General features: G+C 63.4%; 19 protein-coding genes and 1 pseudogene. 15 read left to right on the forward strand and 5 right to left on the reverse strand.

The genetic code is table 11. From position 1 onward, the window contains the following. Positions 1-16 precede the first annotated feature (16 nt). Both Hrd1104_RS03020 and Hrd1104_RS03025 read left to right on the forward strand, forming a co-directional pair. Positions 17-331: a YbjQ family protein gene (locus Hrd1104_RS03020; RefSeq protein ID WP_154551362.1), complete on the forward strand. Its 315-nt coding sequence runs from the start codon at positions 17-19 to the stop codon at positions 329-331. Between the two features lie 21 nt (positions 332-352). Further along, positions 353-817, forward strand: a complete 465-nt coding sequence (locus Hrd1104_RS03025; RefSeq protein WP_154551363.1) for a hypothetical protein — start codon at positions 353-355, stop codon at positions 815-817. Positions 818-834: 17 nt separating this feature from the next. Here Hrd1104_RS03025 and Hrd1104_RS03030 read toward each other — a convergent pair whose 3' ends face one another. Continuing rightward, positions 835-1,641 (reverse strand): M48 family metalloprotease, encoded by an 807-nt coding sequence (locus Hrd1104_RS03030; protein ID WP_195837650.1) that lies wholly within the window; start codon positions 1,639-1,641, stop codon positions 835-837. A gap of 315 nt (positions 1,642-1,956) precedes the next feature. Then, positions 1,957-3,525 (reverse strand): 2,3-bisphosphoglycerate-independent phosphoglycerate mutase, encoded by a 1,569-nt coding sequence (gpmI, locus tag Hrd1104_RS03035; RefSeq protein WP_154551365.1) that lies wholly within the window; start codon positions 3,523-3,525, stop codon positions 1,957-1,959. 168 nt (positions 3,526-3,693) lie between these two features. Here gpmI and Hrd1104_RS03040 point away from each other — a divergent pair, with 168 nt between their 5' ends. The 9 genes and pseudogenes from Hrd1104_RS03040 to Hrd1104_RS03075 all read left to right on the forward strand — a co-directional run bounded on the left by Hrd1104_RS03040 (position 3,694) and on the right by Hrd1104_RS03075 (position 13,466). Beyond that, positions 3,694-4,962 (forward strand): DNA double-strand break repair nuclease NurA, encoded by a 1,269-nt coding sequence (locus Hrd1104_RS03040; RefSeq protein WP_154551366.1) that lies wholly within the window; start codon positions 3,694-3,696, stop codon positions 4,960-4,962. Positions 4,963-5,167: 205 nt separating this feature from the next. Beyond that, positions 5,168-5,335, forward strand: coding sequence for a hypothetical protein (locus Hrd1104_RS13020; RefSeq protein WP_195837618.1), 168 nt, complete (start codon positions 5,168-5,170; stop codon positions 5,333-5,335). 227 nt (positions 5,336-5,562) lie between these two features. Beyond that, positions 5,563-6,698, forward strand: a pseudogene (locus Hrd1104_RS03045) (PstS family phosphate ABC transporter substrate-binding protein). Between the two features lie 64 nt (positions 6,699-6,762). Continuing rightward, complete coding sequence (pstC, locus tag Hrd1104_RS03050; protein ID WP_154551367.1) at positions 6,763-7,881, forward strand: phosphate ABC transporter permease subunit PstC; 1,119 nt, start codon at positions 6,763-6,765, stop codon at positions 7,879-7,881. Positions 7,882-8,519: 638 nt separating this feature from the next. Then, positions 8,520-10,055, forward strand: a complete 1,536-nt coding sequence (gene pstA / locus Hrd1104_RS03055) for a phosphate ABC transporter permease PstA (RefSeq protein ID WP_370454841.1) — start codon at positions 8,520-8,522, stop codon at positions 10,053-10,055. After that, positions 10,048-10,953: a phosphate ABC transporter ATP-binding protein PstB gene (gene pstB, locus Hrd1104_RS03060; RefSeq protein ID WP_154551369.1), complete on the forward strand. Its 906-nt coding sequence runs from the start codon at positions 10,048-10,050 to the stop codon at positions 10,951-10,953. Before pstA ends, pstB begins: the two co-directional genes overlap by 8 nt. Positions 10,954-10,957: 4 nt before the next feature. Further along, positions 10,958-11,632 carry a phosphate signaling complex protein PhoU gene (phoU, locus tag Hrd1104_RS03065; protein WP_154551370.1) on the forward strand — a complete coding sequence of 225 codons (675 nt, stop codon included), beginning with the start codon at positions 10,958-10,960 and terminating at the stop codon, positions 11,630-11,632. Then, on the forward strand, positions 11,632-12,606 hold the full coding sequence (locus tag Hrd1104_RS03070; protein WP_154551371.1) for an AbrB/MazE/SpoVT family DNA-binding domain-containing protein: 975 nt from the start codon (positions 11,632-11,634) through the stop codon (positions 12,604-12,606). Before phoU ends, Hrd1104_RS03070 begins: the two co-directional genes overlap by 1 nt. Before the next feature lie 92 nt (positions 12,607-12,698). Then, the gene (locus tag Hrd1104_RS03075; protein ID WP_154551372.1) at positions 12,699-13,466 is read left to right on the forward strand and encodes a 2-phosphosulfolactate phosphatase; all 768 of its coding nucleotides are present in this window, start codon (positions 12,699-12,701) and stop codon (positions 13,464-13,466) included. A gap of 24 nt (positions 13,467-13,490) precedes the next feature. Here the strand turns inward: Hrd1104_RS03075 and Hrd1104_RS03080 are convergent, their stop codons facing one another. Then, on the reverse strand, positions 13,491-14,570 hold the full coding sequence (locus tag Hrd1104_RS03080; RefSeq protein WP_154551373.1) for a CNNM domain-containing protein: 1,080 nt from the start codon (positions 14,568-14,570) through the stop codon (positions 13,491-13,493). A gap of 264 nt (positions 14,571-14,834) precedes the next feature. Between Hrd1104_RS03080 and Hrd1104_RS03085 the strand changes: the two genes are divergently transcribed. Both Hrd1104_RS03085 and Hrd1104_RS03090 read left to right on the forward strand, forming a co-directional pair. Next, entirely contained in the window at positions 14,835-15,272 is a 438-nt protein-coding gene (locus tag Hrd1104_RS03085; RefSeq protein ID WP_229770520.1) for a hypothetical protein, read from the forward strand. 104 nt (positions 15,273-15,376) lie between these two features. Continuing rightward, a complete protein-coding gene (locus tag Hrd1104_RS03090; protein WP_154551374.1) occupies positions 15,377-15,958 on the forward strand; it encodes a thioredoxin family protein in 582 nt (193 codons plus the stop codon). A 21-nt stretch (positions 15,959-15,979) separates the two neighbouring features. Here Hrd1104_RS03090 and Hrd1104_RS03095 read toward each other — a convergent pair whose 3' ends face one another. Together Hrd1104_RS03095 and Hrd1104_RS03100 are read right to left on the reverse strand one after the other, a co-directional pair. Then, entirely contained in the window at positions 15,980-16,783 is an 804-nt protein-coding gene (locus Hrd1104_RS03095; RefSeq protein WP_154551375.1) for a hypothetical protein, read from the reverse strand. Next, positions 16,780-18,135 carry a PQQ-binding-like beta-propeller repeat protein gene (locus Hrd1104_RS03100; protein ID WP_154551376.1) on the reverse strand — a complete coding sequence of 452 codons (1,356 nt, stop codon included), beginning with the start codon at positions 18,133-18,135 and terminating at the stop codon, positions 16,780-16,782. The genes Hrd1104_RS03095 and Hrd1104_RS03100 overlap by 4 nt, the downstream gene beginning before the upstream one ends. Positions 18,136-18,224: 89 nt before the next feature. Between Hrd1104_RS03100 and Hrd1104_RS03105 the strand changes: the two genes are divergently transcribed. Together Hrd1104_RS03105 and Hrd1104_RS03110 are read left to right on the forward strand one after the other, a co-directional pair. Further along, positions 18,225-18,887 (forward strand): O-methyltransferase, encoded by a 663-nt coding sequence (locus tag Hrd1104_RS03105; RefSeq protein ID WP_154551377.1) that lies wholly within the window; start codon positions 18,225-18,227, stop codon positions 18,885-18,887. 81 nt (positions 18,888-18,968) lie between these two features. Further along, the gene (locus tag Hrd1104_RS03110) at positions 18,969-19,571 is read left to right on the forward strand and encodes a chemotaxis protein CheC (protein WP_195837619.1); all 603 of its coding nucleotides are present in this window, start codon (positions 18,969-18,971) and stop codon (positions 19,569-19,571) included.

Below are 19,571 nucleotides of genomic sequence, written 5' to 3' on the forward strand. Positions count from 1 at the left end.
CGGTAGAGGCCGAGATATGGAGTTCGTCAACACAGAAACGGTCCCAGGCGAAGAGATCGACGAATCGCTCGGTATCGCACGCGGCAATACCGTCAAAGCCCGCAACGTCGGGCGGGACATCACCCAGAGTATCCGCAACATCACTGGCGGGGAGTTGAAGGCCTATTCGGAGTTGCTGACCGACGCCCGCGACGAGGCCATGGAACGCATGGCCGAGGACGCGCGCTCGATGGGTGCCGACGCCGTGGTCAACGTCCGCTTAGAGAGTTCCGAAATCGCCAACGGCGGCTCGGAGGTCATCGCCTACGGCACCGCGGTCACACTCAAGTAGGACTGGCTCTCCACACGGCGAATGGTCGAACGGACTGATCCAGGCAGTGTCGGCGTGGTCGCCGGTCGCTTCGTCGGCGCGCTGACGGTCGTTCTCACGGTCGCCGTCATGCTAACCCACGAGGAGGGGTTCTATCGAGCAGTGCGGATAGTGCTTGCCGGCCTGGAGAGTGACTTCGACGTGCCAGTCTGGGTCCTGTTCTGGGGCAACGTCGCCCTCGTCGCGGCCGGCCGGTATGCCTTCTGTTACGTCCTGGGCTCGCTGCTGGGGGTTGCCTACGACTGGCTCGACCGCCCCGGGATTGCGCTTTTGGCGATCGTCGTGGCGCTGCTCGGGACGATCGACGGCATCTACGGCGGCTTTGGCGCGCAAAGCGTCCTCGTCGGCGGAGGCTACCTGCTGGCCTGGCTCGCGTACGTGCCCGTCTTCGCCTGGCTGTTGGAAGCAAACGACGAGACGGACGACGGGCCGGTTCGCCTCGGATAATCGACCGGTCTGGAGAATCAGGCCCGCAAGCGCCGGATACGCTCTTCGGTCGGCGGGTGCGTCGAGAAGATCTTCGACAACAGGCTGCGCTCCTCGCCCTTGATACAGAGGGCGCTTGCCTGCTCGTCGATCCGGCTCTGTGTGTGATCGGCCGAATTGATCTTCTCTAAGGCGCGGGCGAGCGGTTCGCCGCCCGTGATTTCGGAGGCGTCACTGTCGGCAACGTACTCGCGGTATCGCGAGATCGCCATGACGAAAATCGAGACGATGAACTGGACGATGTTCCCGACGACCATCGCCATGATGAAGTCGCCGAAGTCGTTGTCCCCGGCAAAGAGGACGGCGAACTGGGCGACGAGGGCGACGATCGAGGCGATCCCCTGGCCGACGACCATCATCACCACGTCGCGATTGCGGATGTGGGCCAGTTCGTGTGCGAGGACGCCTTCCAGTTCCTCGTGGTCGAGCATGTGGATGAGTTCCGAAGAGACGACCACGACACCGGCTTTCTTTCGGCCGACGGCGAAGGCGTTTGGCACGCCCATCTCGGCGACCATCACGCGGGGCTTATCGATGCCCATCCGGTCGCTCATCCGCTCGATCGAGCGGTGGATCTCCCGGAAGCGCGGATCGTCTTCGGGCATGTCCTCGGCACCGACGCTCCGGAGAGCGGCCCACTTCCCGATCTTGTACTGGACGCCGATGAAGAGGACGCTACCGAGTAGGATCAACCCCAGTATCGTCGTCCCGCCGCCGAAGGCGACGTACGCGAGCAACGCCACCAGTGCATAGAAGCCAAACAGGATGGACCCCACGACGGCCATCCTGAGTTTCAGGCCTGGATGTCTCATGTCACCGGTGTGTCGGCGCTGAACGCTCATAAACTTCCTGGCATCGACACCACGAATCCGCAAGACGGCCACGCAGAGGGAGAGATACCGGCTCTGTTACTGGACGCTGCTGGTTCTGACAGCGAGAAGACCAATTCGGACCTGTCCAGCGGACGGACATTCCGACGGGTCAGCCCGACTGGGCTGGACGACTGTGTGATTCCGGATCGAGGCCGAAAACCCACACGTCCGGTGCGTCTCCGTCTATCGGCCGTCTGAAACGTGTTGATGGCGAGAAAACGGTGTCGGCTACTCCAGCAGCGACTCGCCAGTCATTTCGGCCGGCTGCTCGATGGCCAGCAGTTCCAGCAGCGTCGGTGCGATATCACACAGCGAACCGCCCGAGCGGACCGAGTGACCGCCCTCGTCGCCCTCGCTCGTCAGATAGACGATCGGGACCTCGTTGAGCGTGTGGGCCGTGTGAGGGTCCTCGACCGTGCCGAGGTCGTCGGCGTTGCCGTGATCTGCGGTGAGGAGCAGGTCGGCACCCGCTTGCTGGGCCGTCTCGACGAGTCGCCCGAGTTGTTCGTCGACGGCCTCGACGGCTGCGACGGCTGCCTCGAAGTCGCCGGTGTGGCCGACCATGTCCGGGTTGGCGTAGTTGAGCACCAGCAGATCGGGGTCGTCGCTGTCTCGCGGCTGGTCGCCGCTCGACTGTTCCGGGTCGCTTTGGGACCCGCTCTCGATGTACTCGATTGCAGTGTCGGTCACACCTTCGGCGCTCATCTCGGGCTGTTCGTCGTAGGTCGGCACGTCCGGACTCTCGACGATCTCGCGGAGTTCCCCGTCGAATTTGACCTCGCGGCCGCCGTTGAGGAAGTAGGTGACGTGGGGGTACTTCTCGGACTCGGCGAGGCGAAGCTGTGTGCCGCCTGCCTCGGAGACGACCTCCCCCAGCGTGTTCTCGGGCTGGTTGGGCGGGTAGGCCACTGGGATGTCGAAGGTTTCGTCGTACTGCGTCATCGTCACGTAGTGGGTCTCGGGTGGCGACGTGTCGAACTCCCAGTCCGGATCGATCGAGTTGAGCATCCGCGTGAGTTGACGCGCCCGGTCCGACCGGAAGTTGAAGAAGATGACCGCGTCGCCGTCTTCGAGGGCCGCACCGTCCTCGATCAGTGTCGGCTCGATGAACTCGTCGGTCGTCTCCCGGTCGTAGGACTCCTCGGTGGCCGTGACGGGATCAGGCGCGGAGAACTCGGCCTCGCGGTGAACGATGGCGTCGTAGGCCTTCTTCGTGCGCTCCCAGTTCTGGTCGCGGTCCATCGCGTGATACCGGCCCGTCACGGTCGCGACGTCGCCGGTGCCGTTTTCGGCGATGACGTCGCCCAGTTCTCGCAGGTAGTCTGCGCCGCCAGTCGGGGACGTGTCTCGACCGTCCATGAAGGCGTGGGTGACGGCTTCGACGTCGTTGTCGGCGGCCATCTCGATCAGCGCGTGGAGGTGCGTCTGGCGTGAGTGGACGCCGCCGTCGCTGACCAGGCCCATGAAGTGGACCTGCCCGTCGTTGTCCTTTGCATAGTCCATCGCCGCCAGCAGGTTCTCGTTTTCGAAGAACGTGCCGTCCTCGATGTCGTCGGTGATGCGGGTGGTATCTTGCTTGACGACGCGGCCGCCACCGATGTTGAGGTGGCCGACCTCGCTGTTGCCCATCTGGCCCTCCGGCAAGCCGACCCGCCGGCCCGACGCGTCCAGGCGGTTGTGCGACCCACTCTCCCAGTATTCGTCGAAGTTCGGTGTGTCCGCGGCTTTGACCGCGTCGCGGGCGTCTTCGTCGTCGTTGAGACCCCAGCCGTCGAGGATAACTAGTCCAGCGTCCATACCCGAGGGGTGGATCCCGAGCGTAATACCTTTTGATATTTACCGGTAAATCCTGCCTCGCCAGCACGTGTGTCCATCGATAACGCATTATAATTCAGGATATAATCTCCTTTGGGGGCTGTTCGGAGCCCCGACTGATTTTTGAGCGCGTACACCAAATACGGGGCCATGACGTTGGACCCAGTGCACGTCGAGGGGATCGCGCGCCTGGCCGGTCGGCTCGGCGATCGCGTCGAAGATGCCGACCACCAGGACCTCGCCGAGACGGCCTGGACTGAATTTCTGGACCCGCTGTATCGGGACGGCGATCCAGTCGTCGAACCACTCGACGAGCAGTGTCGCCGGGCAGCGCCACTCCCCGACGTGGCCCTAGCCGAGCGACCGTTCGACACCCAACACGGACTGGACTCGGGGACGATCAACCCGACGACGTTCAAAAACGGACTCGTCTTGGACGTCGCCCAGGCCGCGATGGCCGGCGTGCCCTCGGCGCTCGATCTCCACCGTGAGCGGACAGTCGTCGTCAGCGCCCACACCAACGACCAGCGCCAGTCCCTGGGCCAGGATGCATGGGAACAAGACGACGAAGGCTATACACACACTCGCCTACTCGAAGTCCCGCGTGTCGACCGCTATGCCCAGACCGTCGTTCACGCCTTGGCGCTGTACCTCGCCGAGAGTCACCACGCCCTCGAACACGCAAGCGAGGTCGAGGATCTACTGATCCTCGACGGACCGATCTACCCGACAGGCCTCCTTGCGTGGGCCGACCGCCACCCCGAACTCGCCGACCTCCTCGAAGGGGACAAACGACCGCGAGACGTCGTCGAAAACTACGTGCGATTGGTCGAACAGTTCGTCGAGCGGGACGTACCGCTGGTGGGATTCGTCAAGAACAGCGCCGCGAACGGCTTGATTCGGGCAATTCGAGAGCAGGCGACTGCGCCCTGGGCGAACGACAACGCCTTCTTCGAACACGTCCTCTCACGGACCGAAGCTGGCGACCTCCGGACCGACGCGATCACCTACACCAATTGGTTTCACTCTCGGGTCGGGACCGACCGGCCGCTTTCGACGGCTGGCAACGCACTCGGGATCGACCGCCATCTCGATCCAGAAGCCTACGAAGTGACCTTTTTCGCCCTGTTCGATCCTCGCGATGAACTGGTCTATCGCGTCGAAGCACCGTACGCCGTGACGCGCGATCCTGACCGTCGGGAGCGACTGGCCAGACAGATCGTCGCGGACGTAGCCGCCGAACGCGGGCCACCGCTGGCGGTCGCGAAAGCCGACGAACTCGCCAGGATCGGTGTGACGGGCAAACAGCAGTTGCGCGACCGCATCGGCCAGGAGTTCGAGGTCGACCGCCAGCGATCCTACAACGACCGTCGCTGGGGGGCCGACTACGAGACTGACGGCCCCGTCACCGAATCCTGAGTCAGATCGTCGGGTCGTCCCTCCTCGACAGACGGACGCCGATTCGATCGACTTGCCCACACTGTCGTTCACTGGCGCTGTCTGCCGATCGGTGTGTTTCCTAGCACGCCAGAACGGGAGATGGATTTCCGGCGTCAACCCTCCAATATATTTATAGATTGTTGCTGACGAAAGATTGAATATACGGAGATGCCGATTATTAACCATGACGAAAGAATGGCAGTGCACTCAGTGTGGCAACCTGCAGACGCGGACACTCGTCATGCACGTCAGCGAGGGCGCTCCCGAGGCGTGTGAGGTTTGTGGCAACGACGAGTTCGAGGAGACGATAATGGGGGGAACGCACTCGGTACTAGACTCGGTGTTACCCTGAAAGGGGAGTGGAACAAGCGCGATCGAATATTGACACATGTGTCGGTAGCGGCCGCTCTGGTTGCAGTCTTCGATATCTGGCACTGCTACAGAGCACTATGTACTGCTGTATATCCCGCAACAACGATCTGATCTACTCGTACTCCCACCGAGCCGACCGGAGCATATCGTATCTTCCCATGCCCCTATTATAAACCCCTTTAGTCAAATCTGCCCCCGTCTACGTTGATGACGCGAGATTCGACGCGTCCGGACAGTGCATCACGGCGGAAATTCATCCTGTCGGCTGGCGCGCTCGGGGCGGCCGCGCTGGCAGGTTGCAGTGGGGCAGCGACACAACGGCTGAGCCTGAAGCCAACGTCGAGGATGGTGAGCAGGATACTGTCGATCAGAACACTCCGACGCCGACGGAATCGAATTCTCGGGACACCTCGACCCTGAAGGCCGACGGTTCTTCGACGGTGTACCCGATCGCGAACGACGCGGGCCGACTGTGGAACGGTAATCCGCCGGCCGACGACAAAGAGTACTGGGGACCCGGCCAGTACGACATCGACACGGACATGCACCTCGCCGATTACTGGGCGAGCAAGTACGGCTTCGAGCCGACCGAAGAGCGCAGCGTCCCGCCGTTCGGTACGCAGATCGCGCTCAGTCACTCGGGGACCGGCGTCGAAGCGGTCATCAACAAACGCGTCGACATCGGTGACGCCAGTTCGACCGCCGAGTCGATCCTCGGTGAAGACAACGAAGAGCTGGATAACATCGTCGATCACGTCGTGGGCGTCGACGGCCAGCCGATCGTCGTGAGCCGGGAGATCTACGACGCGGGCGTCGAACAGATCACCGGCGAGGAACTCCGGGGGATCTACAAGAAAGAGATCACCAACTGGAGTGAACTCGGCGGCCCGGACAAGGAGATCTACGCGGTCGGTCGCTCCGAGGACTCGGGAACCGACACCGCGTTCCGAGCGAACCTCTATGGCGACCCCGACGCCCCGATCGAGCCCGACACCCGAAAAGGGCAAAACCAGCAGGTCAAAACCCTCATCGAGCAAAACGACAACGCCATCGCCTACATCGCGCTGGCGTTCGTCGAGCCCGACGGCGTGACACCGCCGATCGCGCTCGACCTCGAGGGAACCGTCTACGAGTACGGCAAGAACCTCGGTGCCAAGGAGTATCCGCTCAACCGCGACCTCCACATGTACACCTACAACGGGACCTCCAAGAAGGAAGCCGCGTTCCTCAACATGATTCTCTCTGACTTCGGCCAGACCAACTTCGTCGAGCCACAGAACTACTTCAAGCTCCCGGAAAGTCGTCGCGAAGAAGAACGCGCGAAGCTCCCCGATCAGGTCTAAGACGACAGCTCTCCGGGAGTATACAGAATGGGAACTTTGGACGTATCTATTCGTCTTTACAACGATGACACCTGAATATCAGTCGCCGAACGCGCTGTCCGCCGTCGCTCGATGGGCGCACAAACGTGGCCGGTCGCTTCGCCGGTCGGTCGAGCGACTGGGCTGGATCGGTCGGCTGCTGGCCGTCGGACAGCTATCGCTGATCGTCGCCGCCTTCGTCGGGTTTCTCGTCCAGTCGGTCTGGACGCCGTTTTTCGTGATGTCGTTTCTGCTCGTGTTCGGACTGGGCTGGGGCCTCCGCCAGGCCCTGACAGCCAAGATCATGACGTTCCTGATGACCGTATCCGCCCTGGTCACGCTGGGATTGATCGCCGTCTTCCTCGTTCTGGAGGCAATTCCGGCGTTCCAGACGGCCGGATTGGACCTGATCAATCCCTTCGGTGGGAACGCGTGGTCCGCGAGCCAGGGCCAGTATTCGCTCGTCCCGATGATCTGGGGGACCGTGCTCACGACGATCGTCGCGGTCGCGGTCGCCGGACCGCTCGGGATCGCCGGCGCGCTGTTCATCAGCGAGATCGCGCCCGGCTGGCTCCGTGATATCGTCAAACCGGCCGTCGAGATCCTCGCGGGTATCCCCTCGATCGTCTATGGGTTCATCGGGTTCACGATCATCAACCCCTACATCACGGGTCGCCTCTCCGTCAACCCCGGCGCGCTGTTCGCGATCGGGGTCGTCATCGGGTTCATGGCGCTGCCGACGGTCATCTCGGTCGCGGAGGACGCCCTTGCGGCCGTGCCCTCGCCGATGAAAGACGGGTCCCTCGCCGTCGGAGCGACCGATTGGCAGACGATGCAAAGCGTCACCGTCCCGGCGGCGTTCTCCGGCGTCTCAGCGGCCGTCCTGCTGGGGATCGGCCGCGCGATGGGCGAGACGATGGCCGCGACGGTGATGATCTCACACAGCCGTCGGCTCCCCGAACCGACAGGGTACAACGTCTTCGATAGCACGGAAACGCTGACGACGTTCATCGCCAGCAGTTACGGGCACGTCACGCCCGGCGAGACGTTCTGGAGTGCGCTGTTCGCCGCGGGCGTCGTCCTGCTGGTCATCGTCACCGGACTCGGTATCGCCTCACAGCTGGTCGAGATGCGAATGGAACGGAAACTGCAGGGCAATCAATGAGCGACGCATATCGAAGACAACTCGTCGATACAGGGTCGACGGGGTACGATCGTATCGCCGCCGGAACGGTCGGAGCCGCCTTCGTCCTCTTCGCTGGGGCCGTCGCTACGTTCTTCGGCTGGGTGCCGACCGACGAAGCGGGGTTCGGCGTCACGGGGCTGACGTACTTCGGCATCGCCTTGCTGGGCCTGGGGGCCCTCGTCGTCGCACTCGGACTCGGGTCCCGACGCTTTGACGTTGCGACGACGCCCAACGAGTCGCCCGGACTTCTCGTCAGTGTCGTCCTCGCGACGCTCTGGCTGGCGACGGCTGGCGCTGTGGCCAGCTGGGCGCTGGGAACCATCGCCTGGCCACTGGCGGCAGTCGTCGGCGGCGCGGTCGGATATGCGACCCTCGCGTCGCCCGAGGACCTCGGCTCGACGCTGCCCGTCGGGGCCTTCCTGCTGTTGGTCGGTGGACTCGTCACCGCTGGCGTGCTCGGCCCCGGATGGGCGTGGGAGTCAGCAGCGTTCGCGGCGACGTTCCCCGCTGACGTCGTCGTCCCGGTGTTGACACTGCTTGGAAGTCTGTTCGCGGGCTGGACCGCCGGCAAGGCCTACGGCGGCTTCGGCGCACGCGGCCGACAGCACGGTGCGTTCCTGCTCGTCTCGCTGGTCGTCTTCCTGGTCATGGGTGTGCTCGCCTTCCTCCTGGTGTACGTCGCCGAGCGCGGGATCGGGACGGCCGTCGAGAACCTCTCTGTCAGTTCCGGGACGCTACTGGTCGCGCTCGTGCTCCCGCTTGTCGTTTCGGTCCGGCGCGGGCGGCGCGGTCTGGGCTCCGCGTCCGGGGTTACCCTCGTTGCGGTGTACCTGTGGCTCGCGCTCGCGGGGACGCTCGCGCTGGCCAGTTTGGCCCTCGGATACACGATCGTGACCGGGAACGCGCTCACGACAGCCACGGCCACGATCCAGCCGACGGCGGCCGTCGGCGCGCTGCCGGCCGCCCTCGTCAGTGGCCTCGCCCTGCTGGCCGTCAGGCAAGCAACGCCGTGGCGGCCGTCCGACCCACGGCCCCGAACCCTCAAGCGTGCCGGCGTCGGTCTCGCGATCGTGCTCGTGGCCGGCGTCCTCGTCGAACTCGTCGTCGGTTCCCTCGCCGTGGCCGGCATCCCGCTGGTCGGACCGGGCGCTATCGCCGTCTGTGTCCTGAGCGGTGTCGCCATCGCCGCGAATCTGAGTACGCGGTTCCAGGACAGCCCGTCGCCCGCCTCGATTCCGCCGCTCAGATCGAGTACGCAGCTGTTCCTCCTGGGAGTGCTGGCCGCGTCACTGCACGTGCTCGTCACCGGGACGTCGATCGGGACAGAGACCGTGGGACTGGTCGCGAGCGGGACCGTCGACTGGCCGTTCGTGATGAACCCGACACAGGGCCTCGGGATCCAGCGCGGGGTCATGCCGGCGCTGATCGGGACCGTCTGGATCGTCGTCGGCGCCGTCGCCTTCGCCGTGCCGATCGCCGTCGGCGCGGCCGTGTTCCTCACCGAATACGCCGAGGACAGCCTCTTCACCAAGGGCGTCGATGTGGCGACGAACGGCCTCTGGAGTACCCCGAGCATCGTCTTCGGGCTGTTCGGGCTGGCGTTTATCGTCCCGCGATTTGGCAACAGCGGGTCGATCTTTGCCTCCCAGCTCGTTCTCGGATTCATGTTACTCCCGCTCGTGTTGGTCACGAGCCGGGAGGCGATGCAGAGCGTCCCCGACGAGTATCGTGACGCCAGCGCCGCGCTGGGCGTCAGCAAGTGGGACACGATCAGGGAGGTCGTCGTCCCCGCCTCGATGCCGGGGATCATCACCGGCGTCATCCTCGGGGTCGGCCGCATCGCCGGCGAGACGGCCCCGCTGTTGCTCGTCTTGAACGGGCCGGTCGCCCCGACTGACACCCCGGCTATCCTTTCGAGTTTCGAGGTGGGTCTGACGGCCCAGCCGCCGTTCGTGTCGGTGACCAATCCGGCGTTGCTCGAATCGGCGAGTGCGCTCCCATACCAGCTGTACGCGATCATCACCGCCGGCGTGCTTGATGACTTGGCGTTCGGCTGGGCGACGGCGTTCGTGTTGCTCGGCGTCGTCCTGTCGTTTTTCGCCGTGGCCGTCGCTTCGCGGCGCTACTTCCGGAGGAAACTACACCATGACTGAGACGACGATGGCATCCCAAGGCAGCACAGGCACGGAAATCGAGACGACGAAAGGCGAGAGCACGGAACACACCCGCGAGGAATGGGTCGACTACGAATTCGGGAGCGAGGCCGTCCTGTCGGTCGACAATCTGAACGTCTACTACGGCGAGGAGCGGGCGATCAAAGACGTCTCGATGGATATTCCCGAACAGAGCGTCACGGCGCTGATCGGCCCCTCGGGCTGTGGGAAATCGACGTTCCTGCGCTCGCTCAACCGGATGAACGACCGGATCAAGAGCGCACGCATTGAGGGATCTGTCGAGTTCGACGGCCAGGACATCTATCAGGAGGGCGTCGATCTGGTCGAACTCCGCAAGCGGATCGGAATGGTGTTTCAATCCCCGAACCCGTTCCCCAAGTCGATCCGGGAGAACGTCGCCTATGGCCCTCGAAAGCACGGGGACATCAACCGCGGACTGGCGGCTCGACTGCTCGGGCGCGACGAGAAAGACGCAGAAGACGAACTCGTCGAGCGCACACTCCGGCAGGCGGCGCTGTGGGACGAAGTGAATGAGCGGCTGGCGGACAACGCCCTCGGACTCTCGGGTGGGCAACAACAGCGCCTCTGTATCGCGCGGTGTCTCGCGGTCGACCCCGAGGTGATCCTGATGGACGAACCTGCCTCGGCGCTGGACCCGATCGCCACCGCCAAGATCGAGGACCTCATCGAGGAACTCGCCGAGGAGTACACCGTCGTTGTTGTCACGCACAACATGCAACAGGCCGCCCGGATCTCAGATCAGACCGCCGTCTTCCTCACCGGCGGCGAACTCGTCGAGTACGACGACACCGACACCATCTTCGAGAACCCCGAGAGCCAGCGCGTCGAGGATTACGTGACCGGCAAGTTCGGGTGATTCGATGGCACGAGAGGCCTACCGTGAAGCGCTTGCCGATCTCAGGACGGCCGTCGTCGAGATGGGCGAACTCGTCCTCGACCGGTTCGAGACGGCACTGCAGGCGCTTACGGCAGGTGAGCCACAACAGGCCCGTGAGGTGATCGACGGCGACGAGGAGATAAACCGCCGGTATCTCGCGATCGAGTCGGACTGTGTCGATCTGTTCGCCCTCGAACAGCCGGTCGCCGGCGACCTCCGGTTCGTGGCCGCTTCGTTCAAGATCACGACCGATCTCGAACGCGTCGGCGACCTGGCAACGAATCTTGCCCGCTACGCGCTGTCGAGTCGCCGTGAACAGCTACCCGACCTCGAAATCGAGGCGATCGGGGAGCGCGCTCACACCCTGCTCGCGGACGCACTCACGGCGTACGAGGGCGAAGACGCGACGGCGTGTCGGACGATCGCCGAACGTGACGACGACATCGATACGCTCTGTCAGCGGGCCAGCGAGCGCTTGGTGCGGGATCTCCTCGAACGCGACCCGGCGATCGACGCCTGGACGCTCGAACCATTACTCGATGAGATCGCGAGCGTGTTACTGACGATCCGGGACCTCGAACGGGTTGGCGACCACGCTGTCAACGTTGCCGCCCGGACGCTGTACGTCTTGGAGGGTGATCCGGAGTTGATCTACTGATGGAAACTCGCAAGATCCAGACCGTCGGCGGCGGCACGTACACGGTCTCCGTGCCAAAAGAGTGGGCGCGCAAGCAGAATCTCGAGACCGGTGAGGCCGTGCGGCTGTACACCCACCGGGACGGCTCGCTGATCGTCCGTGGCGAACAATCCGAAGCAACGCCACTGGCGTCAGTGACGCTATCCGTCGACGATCACAGCATCGGCGCCGTCGAGCAGTTGGTCCATGGGGCCTACGTGACCGGCTTCGAACGGATCACGATCGTCGCCCAAGACCCACTCCCTCCGGAGCATCGCCAGGCTGTTCGCACGGTGAGTCGACAGCTCGTCGGCACCAACGTGCTGGAAACCGAGCCGACGGCACTCGTCGTCCGGGCCATGCTCGATTCCTCGGCTGTCTCGGTTCGGCAATCGATCGATCAAGCCGTCTCGATCGTCACGTCGATGCTGCAGACGACCGTCGACGGACTATCCGAGGGGACGCCCATCACCGAGCACGTCCAGCATCGTCGCCCGGAGGTCACGCGACTGGCTGCCCTGATCCGTCGCCACCACAACCGCTCGCTTCGATCGTTCGAACAACTGGACGCGCTGGGGATCGATCGCGTGCCGCTCGCCCGATACACGCGAATGGCAGGCCGCCTCGAGGACGTCGCCACAACGATCGTCCGCCTGGCCGAGATCGTCGAGGAGGTATCACTGAGCGACGAGCACTCACAGATCGTCGCCGACCAGATCGACACCATCGGATCGAGTCTTCAAGCGGCCAGCGAGTGCATTCTCGACCAAACAAAACGGATCGATCCAGCGAGCCAGCGATTGCCCAGTGCCGATCGACACCTCGATCACGGGGGTCCCGACGACGGGGCCTCCGACCCAGCGCGGGCACGGGTCAGGGACGCCCTGGGACGGCTGCGAGCGGACGTCCGGTCGGTCGAGCGTCTCGGGGACCAACCTGCGATTGCCCATCAGTAGACAGCCCTCGCATTGAGACCTCCGGACCGCTATGTAGCTCTCATAGATACGTCTTTTAGCCTGTGTGTACGTAGTCTCGGGCGAGAACGCGTATGGGGCACGTAGACACACATCACAATCGTCTCGACGACCGGCTCATCGAGCGGTGCGAAGACCTCCCCGACGAGCCCGACCCGGGCGCGTACGTCGTCATCGATACGATGCACTTTTCGAACACCGTCATCGAGTTGCTGGCAAACGGGGCCACGTCCGTCCACGTCCCCGACGAGCGGGGCCAGGAGTTCGACTACCGTGCCTCGAACCGGGGGACGCTGATCGCCGGCGGAAAAACCGACGACTACGAGCCCGAAGCCGGCTACGACTTCTTCAACTCCCCCAGTTACGTCCAGGGAATGGACGTCGATGGTCGCCCAGTCAGTATGACCTCGACCAACGGCGGGCGGACCGTCTCGACGCTCCGTGAGCGTGGTGGGGATACGGTGGATGTCTACGTCGGGGCACCGCTGAACGCCAGGGCGATCGGCACCTACCTTCGAGAACACGAGCAGCCGGTCTTCCTCGTCAGTGCCGGCGACGAGGGCGAGATCGCCATCGAAGATCACGTCGGGGCCACGCTCATCAGTCGCTATCTCGACGGGATCGCGCCGACAGAGACCGAAATAGCACTGTACCGCGACCAGCTCGAAACGGCGAACGGTCCGGAGTACGCCCAGAAAAACGAAACTCGACGCCGCGATGTCTGGAACTACGCGATGAACGTCAACGGTCGGAACGTGGTCCCGAGGCTGTCCGACGACACACTCGTCCGGACAGATCCACGTCATCGGTCACGCCGGCACGCCAGGCAGCCAGCAGACTGAACGGACACCCGCGGTCGTTACACGCTATTCGAACTCCGGAAGATATCGCGTATCGATCGGGTCTTCGACGTCACCCATGACAGACTCCAGTAGGTCCGTCACCGTGACCATGCCCACGACATCCCCGTCTTCGATGACGAGGGCGAGTTCCTGGTTTTCGGCCTGGAACTGATCGATGGCGTCGCTGACGTCGACGTCCGGCGAGAGCGTCATCGGCGGGGCAGCCAGGTCCGGAAAGTCCACCTCGCCCGCAGCCAGTTCCTCGCGATGGCGTGTCAAGACCGGGACGTAGACGATTCCCTCGAAGTCGGTCAACTCCTCGCCGACCAACGGATACCGGGTGTGTGGCTGTTCCTCCAGTCGCCGGAAGTTCTCGGCTGAATCTACCGCCGTCGAGAGGGCGACGATATCGTCGGCCTCGATCATAACGTCACGGACGGGTTGTTCACCGATCGCGAGGGCGTTCATCACTTCTTGGCGACGCTCTGTGGAGAGGCCACCTTCTTCGAGGGCCGTACCCACGCGATTGCGCAGGTCTGCCCGAGACTCGATGACGTCCTGCTCGGCTTCTAGCCACGCACCGGTCATCTCGACGCCGAACAGTTTCAACGTGAGTTTTGCGATCCCATCACCCAACGTGATGATCGGCGAGATCAACCAGTGGAACCAGTACAGCGGTTGGGCACCGTATCTCGAGACCCACCGGGAGCGTTCGACGCCCAGATACGTCGGGGTCTGCTCGCCGTGAGTCAGGTGGACCAGGTTGATGATGAGGAAGGCGAGAATCCCACCCGAACCGATCGAGGCCAACACGGTGTTGTGAAACAGCGGCTCGAAGATCGCTGCCAACGCGGGCTCGGCGACGATCCCGACGGCGATGCTGGAGGCAGTGATTCCGACCTGACAGGTAGTCAGATACAGTTCGAGGTCCTGGGTCATCTCCCAGGCGCGTCGGAGTCCTCGGTTGGACCCGTCACCGATAAACTCCTCTTCGCTGTACTGGCGAGCGCGGGTCAGGGCGAACTCGATCGCGACGAAAAAACCGTTGGTCAGGATCAACACGAGACCTGCCAGTAACCGGACGGAGAGTTCGAGGGAATTCATCGACCGACCGTTATGTCACCGGAAAGTTATATCTGGCGTTGGGAGGGGTTCCTCACCCCACGCCGACGGGGACGGGAGACACTGTGTCGATACTGCACTGCTCTGTCCTCGTCTCGCGGAAACGTGGCGGTCTGGATCCCGCCAATGAACGGCGGCCGAAACGGGCTGGCTGCCCCCCGCTATCGAGACAGCCCGTCGACGGCCGTCTGACTGCCGTTACCGAGCGAACCCCTGACGGTGTGGGCCACGCTCTCGACGTCTTCCATGGCGATCGACACACGGTCGCAGTTGGTGACGGTTGTATTCCTCTCCCAGACCAGTATCGACGAGCAGGCGAGCCAGGAACGATCACGTTTAACACGACACCTGCCGAACGCGTGGTATATGAGTTACAACGAGTCAGCCGGCGCTGGCTGGAAGTTCGTCGAATCGAGTGAGTCCGCGGCAGCGTTGCTCGATGCGGCACTGGATCTGGAACCGGACGAACCAGTGACGCGCTCGGAACTGGCGGACGTAGCCGACGTGACGCTGAAGCAACTGTACTTAGACGAGACGATCGCCGATCTCGCCTCGGCTGGCGTCTTCGAGTCCGTCGAGCCCAAACAGGACGGTGAGGTCACGTACGTCCGCAATCCGGATAGTGAGGTACTGGAAGCTGCAGAACGGTTCGATCGCGCACTGGGCGAGCGCCTGGACGAGTGAACCGATTGCTGGGCGGTCCGGGCGCGTGGTCGCCGGCTTGACACCACAGCTGGGTTCCGCTGACTCAACGTCTTTGTGTGACGAGCGCGTACTTCTCAAACGCAATGACTGCACTCGACTCCGAACGGGACGCGATCGAACGCGGTGACGTCGCCCCGGACTTCGAACTGCCCGGGACCGACGGCCAGACCCACGCACTGGCTGACTTCGACGACTATGAGGCTGTCCTGGTTGTGTTTACTTGCAACCACTGTCCGTACGCGATCGCGAAGTTCGACCCGCTGAACGAACTCGCCGCCCAATTCGACGATCTGGCCGTCGTCGGCATCAACGCAAACGACGCCGAGGAGTACCCCGACGATTCCTTCGAACGCATGGTCGAACTCGTCGAAGACGGCACGATCCAGTATGACGCCTACCTCCGCGACGACTCCCAGGACGTGGCCCGCGCGTACGGCGCAGTCTGTACCCCCGATCCGTTCCTGCTCGAAAACGACGGCGGCGAGTTCCGTCTGGCCTACCACGGCCGGATCGACGACGCGATGAGTCCCGACGAGGACGCCGAGACCTTCGAGATGCGCAATATCGTCGAGGATCTGCTGGCCGGCGAGGAGATTACCGCGGAGTTCCGCCCTTCGCGCGGTTGTAACATCAAGTGGAAAGACGGTAGCGTCCGGCCCGAGTAGCGGTCGTGTCTGGTCTCATCCTCACCCGACGAAATAGTCCGTCAGTGGCGCACGCGGCCGTTTTTCGACGGGCCAGTAGACGAGATCCATCGCCAGGGCGTGGCCCAGTCCGAGGATAGCGGTCCCGATGACCGTCGCCAGAACGAGTCCCAGGAACGGGTCAGACGGAATCGTACTAAGCCGTGCGGTGAAGTGGCCCAGTGCTCCCAGCAGGCCGACTGCGGGTGCTGTCCAGCGTGTCAGGCCGTGATCGCTGACCCGCTCGTTGCTCCACCGGATCGCCGCCAGCGGGCGTCGACCGTCCCGAACGATGGTTACTGGTGCCACGAACAACCGCCCGAGGACCACGAGTGTCGCTGCCAGTACGATCCACCTGAGGGTTCCTAATCCAGCGATTTCCCACGAGAGCAGATCGGTAAGCCCTGCCAGGACTACCCCGTACAGGCAGAGGTAGCCGAACCGTGAGAATGGAAGTCTTCGAGTCGTCTGCGTTTGTGCCCGCCACCACCAGACGAGTCCGGCTGCGACCGTGATCGAGAGAGTAGTCCCACACCAGAGTCCGAGCGCCCCCAGCAGCACCAGGGGATCCAAACCGCCCACCGCTGCCGGGTCGAGCGTAGCAGGATCAACCCAGTGTGGCATCCCGGGAACCCTGACGAGCGAAAGCGGCGACAGCCGCGTCAGATCGGCAAGCGGGACCGAGAGCTGTCGGTATCCGACCACCGATGCGACCGCGACTGCACCGGCGATCGCGAAGACACCCGGATAGATCACGAGCGCGAGTCGTCGGCCAAACCGTGAGTGAGTCTGCCGAGAGTGAGTCATTGTGCCTCCAGTGCGACGAGGTGCTTGCCGTACGGAAGGAGGAGTTTCTCCGTCCCGACGACGGGACGGCCGGGACCAACGTTGCCGGATACCGTGGGTCGTTCGTACGTCCACAATCGATCACCATTCGACGGGTCCAGCGCGACTGCCCGACCGTCGGCATCGTGCAGGTACAGCGCGTCGTCCGTCCCAGTGATCCGGGTGGTCGTTGGGAGTCGACGCTGCCATTCGCTCGCTTCGTCGTTCCGGTCCATTGCGAGACAGACGTCGCCGTCCGGCCCATCGGTGTTCACCACAGCGTAGAGTCGCTCCGGACCGACGACGATGTCGCCGATCCCGCCGATCGATCCAGCCAGTTGGTCGTCGAGTGCTGACGGTGCGTCGATGAGCGTGTGCCATTCTTCGGTCTCGCTGTCGAATGCGACGATCGAAGCAGTCGAATCTCGGGATCGAGACCCCCGAAGGTAGGCGATACCGTCCCGGACGGCAACGAGGGTGGTTTCCGCTCCGGTTTCCACGGTCGTGCTGCTTCCTGTGTCGTCCAACACTGATAGTTTCCCGCCCGCGTCGGAACTGGTTGCGGCGAACACGCGGCCGTCCTCGACACGGAGGCGGTCGACGGGGTGTGACACTGTTGTCTCCCACTCGGCACGCCCGTCGTCGGCGTCGATCGCGACGACGCAAAACGGGGCTCGTTCACCCGGCACGACCGTCACCACAACACCGTTTTCGATCCGTCCTGCGGAGGCGGTTGCATCAAAATTCCGACGCGAGCCCGCCGTCCACCGTCTCGTCGTCTCACACCACCCGTCGGCGTCGACCGACGTTGGTGGCCTGAGTCCTTCGAGGATGTCCCCTGCAGTGCCCCGGTGGTCTCGCATTCCGTGGCGGCGAGTGGCTACCAGCGTGCCGTCTTGATACGTGTTCGTCCGTGCGAACCCGACCAGAGCGTCGGTACGATGACAGTCCGAGTCGAGTTCCGCCCCCTCATCGGTCGTCGTGGCGGCTTCCCGGACTCGCCCGTCCGCCATATCGACGATCACGCCTTCGATGCAGTAGGCCAGATCGTCGACGATCACCAGCGGCGTCCGAATTTCCCACGCCGCTGGATCAGTCAGCGTCGCGTCGGACTGCAGATCGGTCGTCCAGACGGATGCGTCCCAAGCCATGTGGGGCTCCTCGACCGGCGGGGAGCCCGCGGACTTGAAATACGTGGCTCCAGCATCGTAGCCAGCCTGGGGCCAATCCGTGGCGTTTGGATCCGGCAGGGTGCCACTGCCCAGACAGCCCGAGGATCCGCCGAGCAGTGTTCCAAGGCTGCCCAGGAGGGCTCGGCGCGACAGGTGGACCATACTGCTTGTCCAGAAACCATTCCAAAGAACGTACCGGATTGTTGTCCAATCGGCGATGCCGTTTTGACGTGTGCTGCCCCAGTACGCGTATGCCCACAGTACCGGAGTGGATCGAGGATTTTGCGACCGTTGTCGGGCCCGATCCGGACGACGTACTGGTCGAGATGGACGAGTACGCCGAGCGCGAGGGATTCCCGACGGTCGGTCCCGCCGTCGGTGGCTGGCTGGAATTGCTTGCCCGGATGGTCGACGCCGAGCGCGTCTTCGAGTTCGGTTCGGGATACGGTTACTCGGCGTACTGGTTCGCTCGCGCGCTCCCCGGCGACGGTGAGATCGTCCTCACGGAAATCGATGCCGACGAACTCGCCCTCGCCGAAGAGTACCTCGATCGCGGCGAGTTCGGCGCGACGATTCAGTACGAACACGGCGATGCCATCGAGATCGTCGCGGACTACGACGGCCCGTTCGACGTGGCCCTGATCGACAACGAGAAGACACGCTATCGGGAGGCCTTCGAGGCTATACGCGAGAAGGTTGCACCCGGGGGTATCGTCGTCGCGGACAATGCGATCGCGGGCGGCTCGATCGACGCTGACGCCGTTCGTGGTCTGCTGGCGGGCGATCGGGGAGACGCCGACGAGATGTCGGCAGGGATCGCAGCCGTCATCGAGGCGCTCCAGGAGGATCCGGCCTTCGAGGCGTCACTGTTACCTGTTGGCGAAGGCGTCGCGGTCGGCTATCGCGTCGAGTGACCGACGTGTCATTCTCGTCGATGAGAACTGCAGGTCCATGACTTATTAGGGCGGGCTTGAAACAGAACTCTACGACTGCACATGAGCTTGATGATCGACATTCGGAAGCTCGCACTGTTCAACAAGATGGCCAAAGAGGGCGGCAACACAGTTGCTGGCCACCTCAGCCAAATGACCGACATGGAGACGGAGATGGAGATTACCAAGATCAACTTCATCGATATCCCCGACATCAAGACCCACGTCGGTGACGACAAACAGATCGGCATTAGTATCCAACTCGAGGAGCCCCCACACGGCCACATTCTCTTTCTGTTGAACGCCGAGAGCGCGAAAGATCTCGCCCGCGGGATGATCGGCGACATGGGCGGGGCCGATCCCGACCAGGATGGCTTTACCGAGATGGAGCGTTCGGCGATCCAGGAGATCGGCAACATCATGACCTCGGGGTTCATCGACGGCTGGGCGAACGTCCTCGATACCACGATCGATATGTCCACGCCGACGTTCACCTACGGGCCGGGCAGCGGCATGATCGACGAACTCGTTGGCGATCGGGATTCGGAGATGGCACTCATGTTCGACTCCCACGTCCAGGCGCTCGACTCGAACGTCGACGTCAAAGTGTACACGTTCCCACAACTCGACGAGCTCGTCGAGTTGATGCAGGCAATCGAAGTCTAA

Origin of the sequence: Halorhabdus sp. CBA1104, from assembly GCF_009690625.1 — an archaeon.
Lineage (GTDB): Archaea > Halobacteriota > Halobacteria > Halobacteriales > Haloarculaceae > Halorhabdus.